Source organism: Pontibacter lucknowensis, assembly GCF_900156415.1.
Classification (GTDB): Bacteria; Bacteroidota; Bacteroidia; order Cytophagales; family Hymenobacteraceae; genus Pontibacter; species Pontibacter lucknowensis.
Window position 1 is genome coordinate 1242344 of the sequence record NZ_FTNM01000001.1, and the last position, 19165, is coordinate 1261508.

Annotated in this window: 18 protein-coding genes; 6 read left to right on the forward strand and 12 right to left on the reverse strand. The window is 50.1% G+C overall.

What is annotated here, in order from left to right:
- Positions 1 to 17 precede the first annotated feature (17 nt).
- The 10 genes from BW972_RS05510 to BW972_RS05555 form a co-directional block, all read right to left on the reverse strand.
- Positions 18 to 758, reverse strand: coding sequence for a class I SAM-dependent methyltransferase (locus BW972_RS05510; protein WP_007652649.1), 741 nt, complete (start codon positions 756 to 758; stop codon positions 18 to 20).
- A gap of 42 nt (positions 759 to 800) precedes the next feature.
- Positions 801 to 1700 carry a DUF58 domain-containing protein gene (locus tag BW972_RS05515; RefSeq protein ID WP_007652646.1) on the reverse strand — a complete coding sequence of 300 codons (900 nt, stop codon included), beginning with the start codon at positions 1698 to 1700 and terminating at the stop codon, positions 801 to 803.
- An 11-nt stretch (positions 1701 to 1711) separates the two neighbouring features.
- Positions 1712 to 2251 (reverse strand): hypothetical protein, encoded by a 540-nt coding sequence (locus BW972_RS05520; RefSeq protein ID WP_007652644.1) that lies wholly within the window; start codon positions 2249 to 2251, stop codon positions 1712 to 1714.
- Positions 2252 to 2340: 89 nt separating this feature from the next.
- On the reverse strand, positions 2341 to 3336 hold the full coding sequence (locus tag BW972_RS05525; RefSeq protein ID WP_007652642.1) for an AAA family ATPase: 996 nt from the start codon (positions 3334 to 3336) through the stop codon (positions 2341 to 2343).
- A 6-nt stretch (positions 3337 to 3342) separates the two neighbouring features.
- Positions 3343 to 5637 (reverse strand): S41 family peptidase, encoded by a 2295-nt coding sequence (locus tag BW972_RS05530; RefSeq protein ID WP_076421378.1) that lies wholly within the window; start codon positions 5635 to 5637, stop codon positions 3343 to 3345.
- Positions 5638 to 5679: 42 nt separating this feature from the next.
- Positions 5680 to 6297 (reverse strand): DUF4159 domain-containing protein, encoded by a 618-nt coding sequence (locus BW972_RS05535; protein ID WP_007652638.1) that lies wholly within the window; start codon positions 6295 to 6297, stop codon positions 5680 to 5682.
- A 24-nt stretch (positions 6298 to 6321) separates the two neighbouring features.
- Positions 6322 to 6555: a DUF2442 domain-containing protein gene (locus tag BW972_RS05540; protein ID WP_007652636.1), complete on the reverse strand. Its 234-nt coding sequence runs from the start codon at positions 6553 to 6555 to the stop codon at positions 6322 to 6324.
- Positions 6539 to 6772: a DUF4160 domain-containing protein gene (locus BW972_RS05545; protein ID WP_040573425.1), complete on the reverse strand. Its 234-nt coding sequence runs from the start codon at positions 6770 to 6772 to the stop codon at positions 6539 to 6541. The genes BW972_RS05540 and BW972_RS05545 overlap by 17 nt, the downstream gene beginning before the upstream one ends.
- A 69-nt stretch (positions 6773 to 6841) precedes the next feature.
- Positions 6842 to 8158: a TldD/PmbA family protein gene (locus BW972_RS05550; RefSeq protein WP_007652633.1), complete on the reverse strand. Its 1317-nt coding sequence runs from the start codon at positions 8156 to 8158 to the stop codon at positions 6842 to 6844.
- Between the two features lie 140 nt (positions 8159 to 8298).
- Positions 8299 to 9945 (reverse strand): TldD/PmbA family protein, encoded by a 1647-nt coding sequence (locus BW972_RS05555; protein ID WP_040573421.1) that lies wholly within the window; start codon positions 9943 to 9945, stop codon positions 8299 to 8301.
- 389 nt (positions 9946 to 10334) lie between these two features.
- Between BW972_RS05555 and BW972_RS05560 the strand changes: the two genes are divergently transcribed.
- The 5 genes from BW972_RS05560 to BW972_RS05580 all read left to right on the forward strand — a co-directional run bounded on the left by BW972_RS05560 (position 10335) and on the right by BW972_RS05580 (position 15007).
- Entirely contained in the window at positions 10335 to 11963 is a 1629-nt protein-coding gene (locus BW972_RS05560) for a hypothetical protein (protein WP_143731870.1), read from the forward strand.
- A gap of 114 nt (positions 11964 to 12077) precedes the next feature.
- A complete protein-coding gene (locus tag BW972_RS05565; protein WP_076421380.1) occupies positions 12078 to 12590 on the forward strand; it encodes an RNA polymerase sigma factor in 513 nt (170 codons plus the stop codon).
- Entirely contained in the window at positions 12577 to 13365 is a 789-nt protein-coding gene (locus tag BW972_RS05570) for a HEAT repeat domain-containing protein (RefSeq protein WP_076421381.1), read from the forward strand. The genes BW972_RS05565 and BW972_RS05570 overlap by 14 nt, the downstream gene beginning before the upstream one ends.
- Before the next feature lie 50 nt (positions 13366 to 13415).
- Positions 13416 to 14273: a DUF4097 family beta strand repeat-containing protein gene (locus BW972_RS05575; RefSeq protein WP_234986302.1), complete on the forward strand. Its 858-nt coding sequence runs from the start codon at positions 13416 to 13418 to the stop codon at positions 14271 to 14273.
- 26 nt (positions 14274 to 14299) lie between these two features.
- On the forward strand, positions 14300 to 15007 hold the full coding sequence (locus tag BW972_RS05580; RefSeq protein WP_076421382.1) for a DUF4097 family beta strand repeat-containing protein: 708 nt from the start codon (positions 14300 to 14302) through the stop codon (positions 15005 to 15007).
- A 99-nt stretch (positions 15008 to 15106) separates the two neighbouring features.
- Here the strand turns inward: BW972_RS05580 and BW972_RS05585 are convergent, their stop codons facing one another.
- Positions 15107 to 15751, reverse strand: a complete 645-nt coding sequence (locus BW972_RS05585) for a septal ring lytic transglycosylase RlpA family protein (RefSeq protein WP_007652616.1) — start codon at positions 15749 to 15751, stop codon at positions 15107 to 15109.
- A gap of 318 nt (positions 15752 to 16069) precedes the next feature.
- On the opposite strand from BW972_RS05585, the gene BW972_RS05590 reads away from it, so the two are divergent.
- Entirely contained in the window at positions 16070 to 16984 is a 915-nt protein-coding gene (locus BW972_RS05590; RefSeq protein WP_007652614.1) for a DUF72 domain-containing protein, read from the forward strand.
- Positions 16985 to 17070: 86 nt separating this feature from the next.
- Here the strand turns inward: BW972_RS05590 and BW972_RS05595 are convergent, their stop codons facing one another.
- On the reverse strand, positions 17071 to 19155 hold the full coding sequence (locus tag BW972_RS05595; protein ID WP_076421500.1) for an insulinase family protein: 2085 nt from the start codon (positions 19153 to 19155) through the stop codon (positions 17071 to 17073).
- Between the last annotated feature and the right edge of the window lie 10 nt (positions 19156 to 19165).

Below are 19165 nucleotides of genomic sequence, written 5' to 3' on the forward strand. Positions count from 1 at the left end.
TTTGAGAGTTAGAAAGTTTAGGAGTTGTTGGCTTTGCCTACTCGGGTTAAAATATTGAATGTGATAGTCGCTGTCGGAGCCTCGAAAGCAGCACATAGCTGCTTTTCCACCAACTGCACCGGGTTATGACCTTGCTGCTTTTCGTAGTGTTTCACAGCCGACCAGGTGTTCAGGTAGCCGATCAGGTCTTCGGGTGTCCAGGTATAGCTGCTGCTGAACTGTGGCAGCTGCACTTCCTGAAAAGGAAACGGGATGGTGCGGTAGTCCTCGTCGAGGTAGCTGCGCTCCGGATCCCAGTAGCCGTCGAGCACTTCGCTGTAGAAGTATCTGATTACTTTATCCAATGATGGGTGCGTGCTAAGCAGACCATACCCGATCACGGCAATCAGGCCGTCGGGCTTAAGTACCCGCTTCACCTCCTGATAAAAACGATCGAAATCAAACCAGTGCACAGCCTGCGCCACCACAACCAGGTCAACGGCATGATCTGGGAGCGAAGACTCTTCGGCCTGCTCTACTCTATAGCTGATGTTGGGCAGCTGCACGGCATTCTTCAACTGGTTCTCGCTGATGTCAGTCGCAACCACCTGGTCAAAAAAAGAAGCAAGCATACCGGCTACCTGACCATTGCCAGTCGCACAGTCCCAGGCTAGCTGCTGTGCTGGCGCCATACTTGCCAGTTGGGCAATTAGCTCAGGCGGATAGGTGGGCCTATACCTGGCGTAGTCAACAGCGTGTCCGGAAAAGTTATCTTTCATCGTTTTTAACATTCACTCAAAAATCACTCATTCGCTCACCTACTAACTCAACACCAGCCTGTTCTTTAAAAATGCCCGCAGTGCTTTGTCCAGTGGCTCATCGGTGACGAAGCGGTCATAGGCGATCTGGCGGTTGCGCATGGCTTTTTCGGTTTGCTGAAGCCAGTCCTGCAGCTTGGCCAGGTAGGTTTTACGTTGCTCAGCGGTGCCTACCTGCATGGTCTGGCCGGTTTCCAGATCCTCGAACGTAAGTGTGCCCTCAAACTTAAAATCCAGTTCGTTACGGCTCATCAGGTGACATAGCAACAACTCGTGCCGCTGTGCGCCCAATTTGTAGAGCAGGTCTGTTATTTCATGCTCGTGCTCGTAGAGGTCGGTTACAAACACGGTCAGTTCTTTCTGGCGACGGTCCGAAAACAGGTTGGCGGCTGTTTCGGCGTTAGGGAATCGTCCAGTGGGTTTGATCTCAGCTAGCTGATGCCAGAAGCGCTGCAGGTGCATGTTGTCGCTGCGGGGCGTCAGGTTGATCAGCTGTTGCTCATGCAACACATACAGGCCCACGGCATCGCCCTGCGTGGTTGCCAGATATGCCAGTGAGGCCACCAAAAAACGGGCATAGTCCATCTTGGTCAGGCCGTTCTCGTCCTCGTGTGCCATCGAAGCGCTGCCATCCACAATAAAGCGCACGGTGATGTTGGTGTCTACTTCGGCTTCCCGAATGTAGTAGCGGTCGGAGCGGGCAAACATTTTCCAATCCAACTGGCGCAGGTCGTCGCCAGGCTGGTAGCTGCGGTACTGGCTAAACTCTAGTCCGGCTCCCCGTCTGATGCTCTGGTTCTGACCGCTCAGAAAACCTTCCACTACCGTTTTGGCCAGCAGCGGCAGATCCTTGATAGTAGCCAGTACTTTCGGATCGATAAACTTGTGCCCTGTTTGTGACATACCGTAATGCTTTAAACCAAACTCTGGCGCAGTTTCAGATCAACCAGTTCCGCTTCGATTGTCGCTTCATCCAGTATGATATCCAGGCCGCCGATAAGCTCTTCACGCACTTTCAGCATGTACTTCTGCGATTCAGTGTACAGTACGATAGCGGCATCGTAGGCAATGGCTTCATCAAACTCCTGATTCCAGTCCTGGTATACCTCGATCATCAGCACGGGGGTTGATAATACCCGTATCTCAGAGTGCTGACCTGACTGCAGGAGTTTCTCACAGCGTAGTGGTGTCCGGCTTTCTCCGATCTCAAATTCATAAAACGTGGTAGAGGAACGGGATGTCAGCTTATAGTCAGCACTGACGTTGATAAAGCGCTGGTCCTGCTTGTTTTTGGTCAGGCCAATGGCAAACTCAGGCGCCCAGTAGGTGACTTTGCCTCCTGTAGCCTGTACTTTTATGTTATCAGTAAAGAAATAACAGATTCTCTCCCCTACAATCCTTTTTAGGAGTTGCGTGCCAGCGTCACTCAGTTTTACGTTCTCTATTTCTTCCATCTGTTTTCAGTTTCTGATTGCCATGTCGACCTGCTGTATCAGGTACTCCAGCTAATTCGCAACGAGCGACTTCAATCTCATATAGCAGCCTATACCAGTACCGTTTGGGGTAACTTGATATGCTGCAATAATTCTTCTACCACTCTGTCTGGTGTGATTCGCTCCGCCTCGGCCGTAAAGTTGACCAGTATGCGATGGCGCAGCACCGGGAAGGCCATGGTCTGCACGTCGGCGGCCGTTACGGCGAAGCGACCTTGCAACAAAGCCCTGGCCTTAGAAGTGAGAATGAGTGCCTGCCCCGCCCGCGGGCCTGCTCCCCAGCGCACATAACTCTTGATATGGTCGCTTGATGTCGTGTCAGGGCGTGTAGCCCGCACGAGTTGGTTCACGTAAGTCAGCAGATCGTCGCTGATGCTCACTTCCCGTACCAGTTGGCGCAGTTGCAGTACCTCCTCGCCCGAAATAGCCGGATGTACCTGTGCCTGCCGGGTGCCGGTGGTACTGGTCAGTATGTTGAGCTCCTCCAACTCTGACGGGTATTTTATTTTGATGTAGAGCAGGAAGCGGTCCAGCTGCGCCTCAGGCAGCGGGTAAGTACCAGCCTGTTCGATCGGGTTTTGGGTGGCGAGCAGGAAAAAGGGCTTCGGCAAGGTATAGGTCGTGCCCGCATAGGTCACTTCATATTCCTGCATGGCCTCCAGCAGTGCCGCCTGCGTTTTGGGCGGTGTGCGGTTGATCTCATCGGCCAGCACAATGTTAGCGAAGATCGGCCCTTCATTGAACTTGAAGAAACGTTTGCCCGTGGCATGGTCCTCTTCTAGCACCTCGGTACCGAGTATGTCAGTCGGCATCAGGTCTGGGGTGAACTGAATGCGGCGGAAGCTCAGGTCCATGGCATTGGAAAGTGTGCGTACCAGCAAAGTCTTCGCCAGACCCGGTACGCCTTCGAGCAAGCCATGGCCACCGGCCAACAGCGTGATCAGCACTTCGTCGAGTACTTCCTCTTGGCCTACAATCACTTTCTGTATCTCCTGCTTGAGCTGTGGCAGCTTGCCGAGGAGCCGTTGAATGTCTTGTTCAGTCATCTTTATTTATAGTGTTTCACTCGCAACGAGCTCCAGGGCTTTCTCCAGAAACTCATCGCGACTCTCGCGAACGCCTTTAATTGTCTTCTCCACAAACACATCCGGTATAATGCCTACACCATGAAGCGGAGAGCCATCATGCTTCTGTACTTTCATGCCTGTCCAGGATACTCTGTAGCCGCCCGGTAGTGTAAATGGGTTGATATTGCCGTTAGTGCCCGCCGTTGGTTGGCCCACAATGGTCGCAAGCTTGTAATGCTCAATAAAGCTCATGTAGCTCTCTGCGTAGCTGATGGCCTGCCCATCGATCAGGAAGATTACTTTGGCAGTAAGGCGTGGCGATTTAGGTTTCATGCCCCAACCCATTTCTCTGTAACCAGCTATCTTCTCCTGGTCAGGGTATATGATGTAGGGCACCTGCATCCATTTCTTAGAATTGTCAGGCTCAGGCAACAGGTACTCGATCAATCCATGATTACCGTTCGGGTAGCCTCGCAGATCGCAGATAATGGCTTTGCTTTGCTGCAGTTGCGGCATGGCTGTCTGGATATCCTTCATCGGTGCTTTCCCGATGTTGATGTACATAATGCCGTCTGCCAGCGACTTTATACCTTCTGGAGAAGGCATAGCGGCAAAGGCCTGTTGGCGTGATAAAGTCCTTTTGAGCTGCAAGTCTGCCGTAGAATTGTCAGCTTTCAGCACCGTCAACTGTAGTATGGATTCTGGCTCACCGAGGAGCGATTCAGATTGTGCCCTGTAGTGGAGCCAGCCTTCGGTTGCTGCAGAAATATACTGGTGCAGCTCTTCAAAAACAGCCTCTGGTGCGGCACCATCTATGGCTGTTACAACATCACCTTTCACCAAGAGTAACGTGTTATCAAACACATCTGTGATCACGAGTTTATTTTCTACCCACTCCCAGGTAATTGGTGGCTGATGTGTAGCTTTGCTTTCAGCAGTGGTTACCCATACATGGCCATCCTTTAGTTTGGCGGTAAGCAACTGTAGCGTCTTCTGGAAATCAACTGCTGTTTTGTCAGTGTAGGCTTTGGATAAGGCCAGGCGGAGATCCTTGCCCCAGTCCGTCTTGGCAAAATCGAAGTAAGGATAGAAATGCTGAAAGACATTCCAGGTGACTGTGACACCGCCAAGTCGAGTATACAGATTGGAGCCATTGATATCGCTTGCAGGTATAGCCTCCAATTTACTTCGGAGTTCAGAAAGAGCGTTGCTATTGGCGGCAGGGTATGTTTGTGTGTCGGTGCCATAGAGTGTCAGCGGCACGATCACTTTTAAACCGCCACTTAGCGATTTGGTAACATACTCACCTGGTTTCGGCTGGGCATCGTAGAGTCGCGCCGGCTTCTGGCTCTTTTCACTGCCTCCCGGATTGCTGCTTATAGCCAGCCATTTATCAGCTTCCTTGTTTTGCTGAATTGTAAAAAAGTAGCCATTTTCGGTGTTGGTAGCTAAGCCACTGCTGAGTGATTTGTTTATTTTACCTTCCTTCTCGCCCGTAAATTGCTCAGTATATACTTCTTCCCAGTTGCCGTTATTGTTGATTTTCAGGCTGAAGTCATCCAGTAACACCTCGCCCTCTCCTAGCAGGAAGGCGCCAACAACAATTCTCTCAGCACCATCGTCTACTTTGCCTTTGATTTCATAGGTCGCCCATTGGTCCGATTTTATCGGCCTGCTTCCCATGTTGTCGAAAAACCCTTTGGAATTATCTTTCTTATCTACTCTGACCCACAGATGGCCAGTGCCTGATCCTGCTGTGCGTTTTACTCTTCCAGTAAATACAAATTCCTTGCCTTGATAGGCAGAAGCCTCTATGGGTTTCATAACAGGGCCAAACGGGTTACTGGAGGCTCTGTATACTACTGGCCTGTTGAGGCGGATGCTCTGATAAGGGCTATTCTTATCGCCCTGTCCCATGCCCGCATGCTGCCAGGCAATTATTTTATGTTTCTTAGGCTTGGCAGGGGTAATCTCTTTAACATTGAACGTTACCTCTTCATTCTCCAGGTATACCTGAACTGTCGGGGCGATTGGTTGGAATAAAGCGGCAAGGGTAGCTTTTAGTTCTTCGGGGTTTTTACAGCCCTCTACTTGTTTGCTGCCATAGACGGCGAAGCGGTCCCAGTCGATAGCTGCTGCCTCGTCGCTTGGGTGGAAGTAGCGCACATAGCCATATAGTTGCGTAAAGGCCGCGACATTCTCTATTTTTCTGTCCTGTTGGGCATAGACTTGGCCAAAGGCGAGTGTAACCAGAAGAAGGAAGAATGCTCTTTGTTTCATAGATTATATTTTATTCGTTATATATTAGGTATTGCTAATATACTAACTCGTCAGGGCATACATTATTATATTCACTCCAAATTTCGTGTTATCCTCTGCCAGCCAGCGCTTGTTCCGAAAATCGTAGTCCCATTCGCAGCCGTAGTCTTTGTTACTATACAGCACCCCAATCCTTCCATTGATTTCAATCGCTTTCAGGTAGTCATGCACCAGGTCATCGCCCCAGCCGTTGAGCTCGAACGAAGTGGTCGGTGGACCATCTTCGAAAGTGAAGAAGCTGCGGTAAATCTTGTGGTTGTTGGGGATCTTCTTTAAAGCGCCCTGCCCGAAAATCTGCTTCATCTGCTCCTCAAAAGACCGTGCAAAAAGTCCGTCGATGTCGTGATTGCAGTCGTCGACAAACACGAAGCCGCCGTTGCGCACGTAGGTCTCAAAGTTTTGCCGCTCCTTTTGGTTGAACTGCACCAGCCGGTGGCCACTCATGTAGCTGAAGGGGTAGTTGAAAAGTTCGGCACTGTCTAAGGGAATGATCTTCTCCTGCTCGTTCACCTTCACGGTCGTGTACTCGATGAGCGAATGCAACAGATTGCTCGGCATACGCGGGTCAGTATCCCAGTTGCCGGAGCGGTATTGCAGTCGGACGAAGGTGAATGGTTGCACTTGAAAAGTTAAGAGTTAAGTTGTTTAGAGTAACCCTGCCACAGACAGGTCTTCATCAATGTCTTCCCAGTGTATACCTATTCCGCCACCAATTAAACGCCAGTTCATACGTTCGCTTTCAGATGCATCACGCAGTCTGGGAAACCATTCTAATGGTATACCCAACTCACGACCATCGGTCAATAGCACGTACATCTTGGTGTCTGTGAACCAGACTTTTTGCGCCTGCGGTGTAGATTTCTTAGCTAAAATACTCATGCCATTTTTGCTCAAAGAGCTCTTTATTACTAATTACTAATTTACGAAGCTCATTAAGCTCTTTAGCATTGAAAGCATAAGAACTTGCGAGCTCAACTGGCTCCAGCCAGTATTTAGCATAAGCTTCTGCCTTCTCAACATGTATATGTGGCGGCTCATTTCCTTCATTGCTGAAGAAGAAAAATCTGTATCCAAATATCCGAAGTATAGTTGGCATAAATTTTTTGTAAAATGAATGCCGTACACAAAGCGCTGCATACGGCATTCAAGGTATAAGCTGTAGTGACTACACCGCGTCAGACAAGCTGGTGAAGGTGAAGTCGCGGATCTTCATTGGCGGTACCAGGTTGCCGTTGATACGTTGCGGTCTTCCCAAAGCTTCCAGGTTGTTGAGCATGATGATCGGGCTTTCATTGAAGCGGAAGTTCTTCACCGGATACTGGATCTTGCCGTTCTCGATGTAGAAGGTACCGTCACGGGTAAGGCCGGTGTAAAGCAGCGTCTGCGGGTCTACGGAGCGGATGTACCACAAGCGCGTCACCAGGATACCACGCTTCGTGCTCTTGATCATGTCTTCGAGCGTCTGGTTGCCGCCTTCCATCACTACACCGCCCGGGTTCGGCACCGACTTGGCACCAGTTTTTTCAGCCCAGAAGCGGGAGTTGTACAGGTTCTTGATGACGCCTTTCTCAATCCAGGTTGTCTTCTCACGCGGACGACCATCGCCGGCAAACGGAGCAGATGGAATCTCCGGGTGCATTGGGTCTGAATACACCGTAATGCGCTCGTCTACCAGTTTCTCGCCCAGTTTAGTCTTGCCACCAGGCTTGCTCAGGAAGCTGCGGCCTTCTTCGGCGTTACGCTGATCCATGTTGCCGAACATGTTGCGCAACAGGTCAATAGAAGCAGCCGGCTCCAGAATAACGGTATATTTGCCTGGCTCCAAGGCCTTAGCATTGCGGGAATTCACGGCTTTGCTAGCTGCAATCTGTGAGGCGCTGGCCGTGTCGAGTTTGCTCACGTCGCTGAAGTCCTGCGTCACGTAACCGGAACCTGTGCCGTCTTCTGTACGCATGGTCACCGAGAAATCCACGACAGTAGACGGGTGATAAGCAAACAGGCCTTTGGAGTTCAGTCGCGCCATAAAGCTGGTCGAGTGTTCCAGGAAGCCAGCGGCAGTCAAGCCTTTGTCGGCAGCGGCTTTGATGCTCTTGGCGGCTGCATCGGCACGGTAGGCCGGGTCTATTTTGGCGGTGGAGTCAAAGTGAGCTTTGGTCGTGATGTACTTTTGAGGGCCCAGCATGGGCATGTACTCCGGGCTTTCCGGTGCAATGCGCGCGATCTCCTCGGCACGACGTATTACTTTCTCCAGAGAGGCATCGTCGAACTCGTTGATCGTTGCCACGCCGGATCGTTTTCCAAAGCGTGACTCTACCGACATGGCCACGTTCTCTTCGGCCCCACTTGTCGATACCTCGTTACGGGCATAGCGGATGTTGCCGCCATTGTAGCCGCTCAGCGTGACCTCACACTCGTCGGCTTTTGAGTAAGCCAGAGCCTTTTTCAGCAAAGCCTCTGCTTGTTCTCTTGTATATATTGCCATTTTAATCTTAGTTAAGAGTTATGAGTTAGAGTTAAAAGTTAAAAAGCAGAAGCAGGTATAAATCAGCTCTACCGATCATCTAGGCTTATCCAGGCTAAGAGTCCAAAATAGGAACTCTTAACTTTTAACTCTTTACTGATTTAGATTTTACGAGCTGTATTGATCACATTCACGCCGTTGAAGCGAGTGTGGGCTGAGCCGTGCGATACAGCGCTTACCTGGCTTGGCTGGCCTTTGCCGTCGAAGAACGAACCGAACAGGCGGTAGTCGCTCTCGTCGCAAGAACCCGCGCAAGAGTTCCAGAACTCTTGCGTGTTGCTCTGGTAAGCCACGTCCTCCAGCATGCCCACAATCTTGCCCTTACTGATCTCGTAGAACGCCGTACCACCAAACTGGAAGTTATAGCGCTGCTGGTCAATGGAGTAAGAGCCACGTCCGGCAATGTAGATGCCTTTGTCAACGCCGCTGATTAGCTGGTCCACGTTCATCTTCTGCTTACCTGGTGCCAGCGACACGTTTGGCATACGCTGGAACTGTACAGAGCTCCAGTTATCGGCATAGCAGCAGCCATGCGACTCCGGCTCGTTGATGATGTGCGCCTGGTCACGGATAGCCTGGTAGTTCACCAGTATGCCGTCTTTGATCAAGTCCCACTGCTTAGTTTTCACGCCTTCGTCATCCCAGCCTACGAGGCCAAGTGAGCCCTTCTGGGTCTTGTCAGCGAAGATGTGCACCTTATCGGAACCGTATTTGAAGTTCTTGGATTTCCACTTGTCGAGTGTGGCGAAAGAAGTGCCGGCGTAGTTGGCTTCGTAGCCGAGCACGCGGTCAAGCTCCAGCGGGTGACCCACTGACTCGTGAATAGTCAGGCCCAGGTGGTTCGGATCCAGTATGAGGTCGTACTTGCCTGCTGCCACAGACTTAGCCGTCAGTTTCTCTTTGGCTTGCTTGGCGGCCAGGGCGGCGTCTTCGAGCATGTCGTAAGCGTAGCGATAGCCCACCAGGCCAGTTCCTTCCGGCCCTTTTATCTTTTCGCCCGCTTTCGGTACCATGTACTCCCAGCCCATACCCATTGGCGCACTCAGGGCCTCACGGGTTCTGAACTTGCCAGAGGCTTTGTCCACGGCTGTCACCGTAAAGTTTGGCCAGATACGATGGATGTCCTGGTCGATGTAAGAGCCTTCGGTAGAGGCAAAATACTTCTGCTCGTTTACTTGGAAAAGGGCAGAATTCACGAAGCTGGCGCCGTTCTCCATGGCCTTGGCATTGGCAGCCAACAGCAGGTCTGCTTTCTCACTTACAGGCACTTCAAAAGCGTTCTTTTCGATCGGGGTTTTCCAGCTCACCTCGCCGTAGCTCTTCACAGGAGCCAGCCTCACCGGCTCTTTCTGCAGCTTCGAGTTGGCTTTGGCAATGGCTACCGCCTCTTGGGCTGCTTTGGCTATACCTTTGTCGGTTACATCGGAGGTAGCAGAGAAGCCCCAGGTACCGTTGGCCAGTACCCGTACACCTACACCGTAAGACTCAGCGTTCACGATGTTCTGTACCTGTTGCTCGCGGGTGAAAACATACTGTTGCAAGTAACGGCCTATGCGCACGTCGGCATAGGAAGCGCCGCTTGACTTGGCTGCGTTCAGGGCTACATCAGCCAGACGCTTCTTTAAGGCTGGATCTACCTGTTCCAGCGCTCTCTCGGGTGAGATGATATCGCCGAACACAGGTATAGAGGGCATCATAAGCCCACCAAACCCGAGCGCCGATAGCTCGATAAAATGACGTCTTTTCAAGTTCTTTTAAGGTTAAGGTTTAGAGAAGTTTAGTTTTAGGTAACTAAGTTTAGGCATTTACATGCTTAAATCAAAGTGCTGACACGAGTTATAAGCCTGAGAGGGCATTTTAATCGATCAAGCAGGTGTATATCTCTATGAAAGCTTTGCCAGGTACTTAGAAGGGGATAAGTAGAGAAGGTTTAATCGCGCTACGCTTCGCATAGTCGGCCGATAAGGGATTAGCTAAGTATAGCAACCAAATATGTAATGTTTCCAGGCCTGAGTCGTCTTTGTAATTGGAGGGGCAGCCGCAGTTTCTGTGCCTTGCGTTTATACCTGCCTTTGTTACTATGAATAATCGATTCTTAACCTGCTGCAGCCTTCTGTTGATGTTGCTCGGCCATAGCTTGGTTCAGGCCCAACCCGATGTGCTGAGCGTAGCCCAATGGCAACAGGATATCAGGGCTCTGGCTGAGCAAATGCCCAAAATGCACCGATCTCCTTATAATAAGGTGTCGCAGCAAGAGTTCGACAGTGCTGTTGCAGTACTGCACGCTCAGGTGCCCAAGTTGCGGGATCATGAAATAGTAGTGGGCCTCACGCGCCTGGTTGCCATGATCGGCGATGGCCATACCCGCCTGACGCTGCCGCAGGATATGGCAGTGGCCTACAGTCGGGCGCACTCTGCTACACCTCCGCCCGCTGACTCCAGTTTGTTTCTGAACCACCTGCCTGTGAAGCTTGCTCTGTTTGATGATGGTTTGTTCATCCGGGAAACAACGCCTGAACTGATGGACCTGATTGGTGCCGAGGTACTGCAGATCGGAAGTACTGCAGCAAATGAAGCTCTGGAAAAAGTAAGACCCGTAGTGCACTATGATAACGAGATGGGTTTTAAGCAGCTGGCGCCCACCTTTCTTGTAGTGCCTGAATTTCTGGCTACGCTAGGTATAGCCGATGATGTGCAAGAGATAGTGCTTAAGGTAAAAACACGCGATGGAAAAACGGCAGCGGTAGCGCTTTCTCCAATCCCGCAGTTTAAACAGGTATACTTTGTAGGGGCGAATGAGGCGCTAGGTATAGCAGCACCTATGAGCCAATGGAATAGAAAGGAAAAGTTCTGGCTCCACATGCTGGAGAAGGAGAAGACGCTGTATGTGCAGCTGAATGAAAGCAATGACAAGGACGATGAGTCGCTAGCCGCTTTTGTTGCGAAGATAGAGCGCATCGTCACCGGATTTCCAGTAGAGAAATTGATACTTGGCCTAAGGTATAACCCTGGCGGAAATAATCATCTCAATCGTTCCCTGGTACTAGCTCTGGCACGGTCGGAGCAAATTAACCGGTTTGGAAGACTCTATACCTTGATCGGACGGGAAACTTTTTCAGCGGCGCAGATGCTGGCCAATGACCTGGAATACTACACCAATACCCTGTTTGTGGGCGAGCCCTCGGGCTCGTCACCCAGCGCCTACGGTGATTCCAGAAAAATGCAGCTACCGAACAGTAAACTGACCATACGTGTGTCCACCATTTACTGGCGCGACTGGGACGTGGACGAAAAGCGACCCTGGACAGCACCCGATATACCTGTTGGTTATACCTCTACAGATTACCTACAGGGCAGAGACCCTGTGCTGGAGGCCGTACTAGCCATGCCAACAACAGGCACCGTGGCTAGCACCATGCAGCAGGTATACGAGCGGGCAGGCTTCCGGTCGGCTACCTGGGTCTACTTCCGTGCCGTACAGGATGCCCGTGCCAATAGCGAAGAGATCACACAGGCAGAAGAGAAGTTCGGCGAATACTTATTACAGACTAAAAAATCACCGGAGGCCATTGCCTGGTATAGCCATATCAGTAGCCGGCACAAAGAAGAAGCCTGGCCGTTGGTTGGGTTGGCAAAGGCGCACCTGCTGAGTGACGAACGACAGAAAGCTACCGACACATTGGAGAAGGCAATTCGGTTGCAGCCAGCTAATAAACAGGCAAAGGAATTGTTAACGACCATCAAAAAGAGATCATCTAAAGGGTGAAATATGCTGGGATACAAGCTGTTAAGAAGAAATTGCTAGCTGCTATACCTTGAACACATAAAATTTTGATAATATGCTGTAATGTTTCTCACCCTAGGTCGTCTTTGTAATTGAATGGATCTGCAAGAGTTTAAAATAAAGGTACTTCCGGCGAAGCAAAAGCTCTACAGGCTGGCGCTGTTCATGCTTCATGACAAAGATGAAGCGGAGGATATCCTGCAGGATGTATTCCTCAAACTCTGGACCCAGAAAGACAAGCTGCACGCCTACGACAGCATCGAGGCATTGGGCATGCGCATCACCAAAAACCTGTGCCTGGATAAGCTGAAAGCAGCCAAGCGAAAACAGATGGTCGACGTGACAGGTATAGATCTGAGCTCAGGAGATATGAACCCCTACCAGCACTCGGAGTTGACAGACAGCATGGGCAATGTGCAGAAGCTGCTCGCAGCACTGCCTGAGCAGCAGAAACTGGTGCTGCACCTGCGAGATGTGGAAGGCTACACTTTTGAAGAAATAGAGCAGATCACAAGCCTGACCGTGAACAACCTGCGGGTAATCCTGTCAAGGGCCCGCAAAAGCGTACGGGATGGCTTTCTAAAACTAGAGAATTATGAAGTTGGATAACATAGAAGAACTGCTGCAGAAGTATTACGAAGGCGAAACGACAGTAGCCGAAGAAAAGGAGCTGCAAGCATTCTTTAACGAAACAGCAGAACTGCCTGAGCACCTGAAGGCCCACGCTGCCCCATTTCAGTACTACGCCAAACAGCAGCAGCAACAATCCATCAGGGCACTGTCTGATGACTGGTTGTTTGAAAAGATCGAGCAGGAGGAAGTGGAGCAACAGGAGCCAGAAGGGAAGCAGGTGTTCTTCCCGATCTTGCAGGAATATGCCACTTACTGGCGTGTAGCCGCTGGCATCATCTTCATCCTGGGTGCCTTCTGGCTAGGCCGGAACTATAACCAAGGTATAGCCCCAGAACAGCGAGCCGAGCTGGCCGCCCTGCGGGAGGAAGTGGAGGAAATGAAGCTGGCCATGACCACAGGAGCCTCTGCCAGTGAGCGCATACAGTTAGTCAGCCAGGAATTCGACACCGAGCAGCCCGACGAGATCATACAAGTGCTGATCACGACCATGAACCAGGACCCGAACGTGAATGTGCGGGTAGCTGCCTCAGAAGCGCTTTATAAGTTCAGCCACAAGAAAATAGTACGCCAGGCCTTGGTTGAGTCGCTGAAACTGCAAACTGACCCTATCATGCAGCTTACGCTGATTGACATGCTCGTCAGCATAAAAGAGAAAGAGGCAGTTGGCGAGCTGGAGGAAATGGCAAACCGGAAAGACCTGCTTCCTATCGTGAAAAGCAAGGCAGCAGAAGGGCTGGGCATACTGATATAACAGAACTCAATACAAAAAATTTTACTTACCACTAGAGCGATTAGAGCCATATGAAAAGATTAACACTAGTAGCAGTTGCCTATCTTCTGCTCTCCGCAGCGCCAGCAAGTGCGCATGAACGAAATGAAGCCCATACCACAACAGTGGCCGGGACTGTAGACCCGGAAGAGACCTTGCAGGATAAACCACTTGTTTATAAAAGCAAGCTGGGTAACGGCAAAGGCAACAAGGTGGTCATTATGATGCACAACAGCGATGTAAAGGTCATTGGGCATAACTCAGACGAGGTGGTAATAGAGGCTGCTAGCCACCAGGCTCCTCCTGCCCGTGCTGCCGGACTGAAACCATTGTACAATCAGGCCGAGGATAATACAGGAATGGGGTTGTCTGTGGCAAAAGAAGGAAACACGCTGACTGTAACGAAAGCATCCAGGCAGGATGGCAAGTATACCATTCGGGTGCCTAAGAATGCATCTGTCATGTACGAAGAGACAAACTGGATGGGCGGTGACCTAAGCATTGCCGACATGCAGGGTGAGATCGAGCTTAAGTTAAATAATGGGAATGCTACTCTCTCCAATATCACGGGGCCGGTTGTGGCAAACGCTACCAGCAGTGACATGGTGATCAAGTTCTCGAGCCTGAACCAGTCCAAACCGAGCGCCATTTCGACTGTGGCAGGCACCGTTGACATCCACCTGCCGGCGAGCACTAAAGCTAACTTTAAGCTGAAGACCATCCAGGGCGAGATCTACTCAGACTTCGATATGAACATTGCCCGTGACTCCAAGAGCAATCTGCCGCGTGTAACAGGCGGCAATAACATTGACGGTAAAACGAATGGTGGTGGCGTCGAGATGAACCTGTATACCATCAGTGGCGACATGTATATCCGCAAAAGCAAGTAATTCATCAAACTTAACATTCTAAGACTATGAAAAAGTCATTTATCCTTGCTCTACTATGGTTTGGTTTTACGACCACCGTTTGGGCCCAGAGCAAGACAGTGGAGCGAACCCTGGCCGTGCCCGCGAGTAATAAAGTAGAACTGAATCTGAAGTTTGGCGAAGACATCAAGATCAGTGCCTGGAACAAGAAAGAGGCCTACATCAAAGTCACCTACGAGATAAACAGCGGCAAGCTGAACGAAGCGCTGCAGTTGGGTTTTGAGAGCGACAACACCAGCGCCCGCGTAAATGTGGACCTGGACAAGGAGCTGACGAAAAATGGACAGGCAGGGGATTGCCCGGACAATAACTACAGCCAATACAATGTCAGTAAGAACGGCAACCGCAACTTTGTCTGTGCGAAGATCAATTACGAAGTCTTTCTGCCCGCTAATGCAGACCTGACTGTAGAAACCATTAATGGCAACATCGAGATAAGAGGCCTGACAGGTCCGGTAAACGCCAAATCCATCAGTGGGTTTGTAGATATGAACTGGGCTCCGAACAAGGGCGCTGCGGTGGCTCTGAAAACCATCACAGGGGAGGTTTACTCCAATCTGGCCATTGACCTGGGCGGTAGTAAACAAAAAGCGCCTATGGTAGGATACGAACTGAAAGGCAACGTCAGCGGTGGTGGATCTCCAATTAAGTTAGAAAGCATCAGCAACGATATCTACCTCCGTAAAAAGGATTAGGTATAGCTGTCATCCTTAATCAACACGGAGTACATAAACAAAAAGCGGAAGGCCTCTACAGGCCTTCCGCTTTTTGTTTATCAGTAATCTTTTAGTCGTTTAGGCTTCGCTAACCTTACCTGCCAGGCCTTCTTCTTCGAGTAACTCGTTGAAGGCCTCAGCTTCGTTTTTGCTGTTGAATTTACCGGCTTTCACCAGTACCACTTTTCTGCCGTTTACCTGCTCTTCTGCTATCTCCAACGGAAGGTGCTTGTCAAAGGCTTTCAGTTTACGGCTTAATTCTTCAGCCTGCTGGTGGTTGGCAGCTGTTTGGATCGTAAAGGCACTTGGCTTTGTCTCTGCATTAGCTGCAGCTACTTCATGCTTATCAAGTACCTCTACCTCTACCTTTGCCACACCTGTAGCGTGTATGCCCAGTTTACGGGCCGCTGCTTCTGACACATCAATAATGCGTTTGCCTACAAAAGGCCCGCGGTCGTTGATGCGCAAAACTACAGATTTGTCGTTGGCTGGGTTGGTCACTTTGACCATCGTGCCGAAAGGCAGAGTTTTGTGCGCGGCGGTCATCTCGTTCTTGTTATAGCGCTCGCCGCTGCTGGTTTTTCTGCCATGGTACTTACTGCCATACCAGGAGGCAGAACCAATTTGGGTTTTGTCGTTCTTTTGTGCGAAAGTTGGTTGACTAACTCCGATAAATAGAAAAATGATTACTGTTAAGATAAAGCACTTTCTATCGTTCTTCATATAGTTTTTTAGTTGGTGAATCCGCAAAGATACGGAAATATTTTCAAACGAGGCCTTATACGTGCGATTGTGGCCCTGGTTGTAGGGGGATACACGCTGCCTCACAAAATCGCTATAAGTCATATAATGCGAAAAATGCCATTTATAGCTTATATGAGCATATTTTCATATATATTCCCAGCGATATGTTTATTTCTGATGACCGCAAAATATTTTTGATTTTGACGATCACTGCAGCATTAACGGGAACTTTAAGTGGGATATTTTGTTTATGCCGAATCTTCTGCCAAAGCGTATACTTTATAAAAGCATAGTACCATGGACTTTGGAAAACTCTCAGATATAAGCCGTGTAGATTTCACGTTACCACCTGACCATCCAGATACTCTGAACATGCTCAGCAGGTACAAGCAAGACCTGCTGCAGAAGCCAAAGGTATACATCGGCCTGCCGGTTTGGGTAAACAAGCCCTGGATAGGTGAGTATTATCCGGCCGGTATGAAAGAGAAAGAGTCGCTGCTGTGGTACGGCAAACAGTTCAACACCATTGAACTCAACAGTACGCACTACCACATACCTGGACCGGACACAATAGACCGCTGGCGTCATACCGTGCCGCAAGGCTTTACCTTCTGCCCCAAGTTTCCGCAACTGATCAGCCACGAGGGACCGCTAGTAAGTTCACTTGACCTTACAGCCACATTTTGCGAAGCCATCGCCGGGCTGGAAGACAAGTTGGGCTGTTCTTTTCTACAATTGCCTCCCTACTTCGGCCCGAAGCAATTGCCTGATCTGGAAAAGTTTGTACAGTACATACCTGAGAGCGTACCGCTGGCAGTAGAGCTCCGCCACCCGGATTGGTTCGTGGATAATGTGGCCTCGCTGGAGCTGTTTGAGGTATTGGAGAAATTCCGCGTAGGCACAGTGCTCACCGATGTGGCCGGCCGTCGCGATGTGCTGCACATGCGCCTGACCACGCCCATGGCCATGGTACGCTTTGTGGGTAACGGATTGCACCCCACCGACTATACCCGCATCAACGACTGGGTGGAAAGAATTAAGGTATGGCTGGAAGCTGGCTTGCAAGAACTCTACTTCTTTGTGCACGAACCTGACAATATTACTTCGCCCGAGCTGGCCACTTATTTGATCGAGAAGCTAAACAAGGTATGTGGACTGGATGTAAAACCACCCAAAAAATATGTGCAGGCGGTGCAGGGCGAGTTGTTTTAACAAACCAAACAGGTATGGCTAAAACACAAAAGCGGCGTGTCCAGATAGACACGCCGCTTTACTTTGGGTTATTGGATAAAGGGTAATTAGATTTTGAAGGCGTCGTCGCTGATGCCCTTGTTCACTTCCACGCTCTGTACCTCGGCTTTGATCACCTGAGGACCAACAACGGTCTCGATCACGTGCGGGTATTTCACGCCGTCTACTTCTTTGTAGTTCTTGTAGCTCTTGGTCTGTGTGATTGCGCCTTGTGGCGTCTGCATGCTTTTTACGTCTTTCAAAAGCAGGCCTGTTGCCTTGTCAAAGTAGTGCAGTGTCTTTTGACCGTTAGCAGCTATCGCTTCCACGATGTAGGCGTCGGCTCCATCCACTTTCTCCTGGCCAGATACGGCTGTCTTAATACCGAACTTCTCAAAACGAGTCATGGAGAACATGTCAGATTCCGCTTTAGAAGAAGCAAGTTCTTCAGCAGACATGTCTTTGTTTACACCTTGCATCGGGGCTTCCATTTTGCCTTTGTCACCGTTGATGATCACACGCTGCATAGGATTGTTGTTCATCAGGATCTGGATCAGCATTTTGTCAGCGCCTTTTTGCTGCTGCTTGAAAACAAGTGGCATGCCCTGTACACTGGCATTCATAGTCACGGTGACATCTTTCACTTTCTCGATGTTCGCTTTGCCACCAATCGCCTGAATGTATTTTGCGATAAGCTGATCTGCAGTTACATCAGTCGGTACCGCTTTGGCAGCTGCTCTGTCTACCTTTTCGCCAGTAGCGTCAAAGTAAGTAATAGTGTTATCGTCTTTGTCGAACGCTACCAGTTTATCAGCGATATCAGCAGCGTTACCTACGGCCAGGATGTAGAGCTGGTCAGGGCGCACGTACTTCTGTGCTACACGCTGCACATCAGCTGCTGTAATAGACTCTACTTTCTTCAGGTAGTTGGCATAGTAGTCAGCTGGCAGTTTGTAACGGGCAGTAGAAATGGCATACATCGCCACGGTACCCGGGTTCTCCAAACCACGTGCAAAGTTGCCGGTGATGTAAGCCTTCGCATAAGCAAGCTCCTTGTCGGTTACCTGCTTTGTTCTGATGTCAGTGAATTCTTTCATGAATTCCGCAGCGGCACTGTCAGTTACGGCGTTGCGAACGCTGGCAGAAGCATTGAAGCGTCCGAGAATTTTATCAGATGAAAGCGTAGAATAAGCTCCATAGGTATAGCCATTCTTCTCACGAAGGTTCATAAACAGACGGGCTGTGCTGCCACCACCTAAAATGGTATTCATAACCTGAGTAGCTACGAAATCGTCAGCTCCTGGCTTCAACTCGGCCGGGTTTGTAAATGAAAGCACACTCTGTACGGCGCTCGGACGGTCTACAATCACTACCTGAGTTTTGCCATCGTGCTTTGGCAGGTCGTAGTTGTGAGAAGGAACATTTCCTTTTTTCCACTTGCCAAACGATTTGTTCAGCAGCTTTTTCATCTCCTTCGGTGTCACATCGCCTACTACAGCCAGATAGCCGATGTTCGGGCGATAATAAGTGTTGTAGTAGTTCTGCACATCGGCCAGCGTTACGCTTTCAATCGACTTCTCGGTCATCAGCTCGCCATTTGGGTGATTCTTGCCGAAAAGCAGCGTGTTACGGATTTTACCTGCGATAGCATCTGGGTTGTCTTTCTCAGAAGCAAGATTAGCAGCCATCTGCTTTTTCACCTTGTCCAGCTCTTCCTGTGTGAAGTTTGGGTTTAGAAGAGCATCAGCAGTAAGATCCAGCAACGTAGGCAGATTCTTCTTAAGGGAAGAAGCGCTGAAACCGGTAGAGCTAAATGAAAGATTAGCACCGATAAAATCTACCTGCTCGTCGAGCTGGTCTTTGGTGCGCGACTTGGTACCTGTGCGCATCATCTGGCCTGCCATGGCTACATAGCCTGCTTTGTCGCCTTCCAGAATCGGGTCGCGGTCCAAAACCAGCGACATGTTTACTACTGGTAGTTTGTGGTTTTCCACCACGTATACCTTCAGGCCGTTTTTCAGGGTGAAGTGCTCGTACTTGCCCAGCTCAATTTTAGGAGCCGGACCAGCCGGAGGAGGCGTTTGTTTTGTTTGAGCTGTGGCTACCGTGGTAAGCGCCAGCATCAAAAGGAGTATGTTGTATATTCTCTTCATGATCATCTAA

Bases quoted from the DNA above. Each gene is read 5' to 3' on its own strand.
- BW972_RS05510 (WP_007652649.1), bottom strand. From the start codon at position 758: ATGAAAGATAACTTTTCCGGACACGCTGTTGACTACGCCAGGTATAGG.
- BW972_RS05515 (WP_007652646.1), bottom strand. From the start codon at position 1,700: ATGTCACAAACAGGGCACAAGTTTATCGATCCGAAAGTACTGGCTACT.
- BW972_RS05520 (WP_007652644.1), bottom strand. From the start codon at position 2,251: ATGGAAGAAATAGAGAACGTAAAACTGAGTGACGCTGGCACGCAACTC.
- BW972_RS05525 (WP_007652642.1), bottom strand. From the start codon at position 3,336: ATGACTGAACAAGACATTCAACGGCTCCTCGGCAAGCTGCCACAGCTC.
- BW972_RS05530 (WP_076421378.1), bottom strand. From the start codon at position 5,637: ATGAAACAAAGAGCATTCTTCCTTCTTCTGGTTACACTCGCCTTTGGC.
- BW972_RS05540 (WP_007652636.1), bottom strand. From the start codon at position 6,555: ATGAGTATTTTAGCTAAGAAATCTACACCGCAGGCGCAAAAAGTCTGG.
- BW972_RS05545 (WP_040573425.1), bottom strand. From the start codon at position 6,772: ATGCCAACTATACTTCGGATATTTGGATACAGATTTTTCTTCTTCAGC.
- BW972_RS05550 (WP_007652633.1), bottom strand. From the start codon at position 8,158: ATGGCAATATATACAAGAGAACAAGCAGAGGCTTTGCTGAAAAAGGCT.
- BW972_RS05565 (WP_076421380.1), top strand. From the start codon at position 12,078: ATGGATCTGCAAGAGTTTAAAATAAAGGTACTTCCGGCGAAGCAAAAG.
- BW972_RS05570 (WP_076421381.1), top strand. From the start codon at position 12,577: ATGAAGTTGGATAACATAGAAGAACTGCTGCAGAAGTATTACGAAGGC.
- BW972_RS05575 (WP_234986302.1), top strand. From the start codon at position 13,416: ATGAAAAGATTAACACTAGTAGCAGTTGCCTATCTTCTGCTCTCCGCA.
- BW972_RS05580 (WP_076421382.1), top strand. From the start codon at position 14,300: ATGAAAAAGTCATTTATCCTTGCTCTACTATGGTTTGGTTTTACGACC.
- BW972_RS05585 (WP_007652616.1), bottom strand. From the start codon at position 15,751: ATGAAGAACGATAGAAAGTGCTTTATCTTAACAGTAATCATTTTTCTA.
- BW972_RS05590 (WP_007652614.1), top strand. From the start codon at position 16,070: ATGGACTTTGGAAAACTCTCAGATATAAGCCGTGTAGATTTCACGTTA.
- BW972_RS05595 (WP_076421500.1), bottom strand. From the start codon at position 19,155: ATGAAGAGAATATACAACATACTCCTTTTGATGCTGGCGCTTACCACG.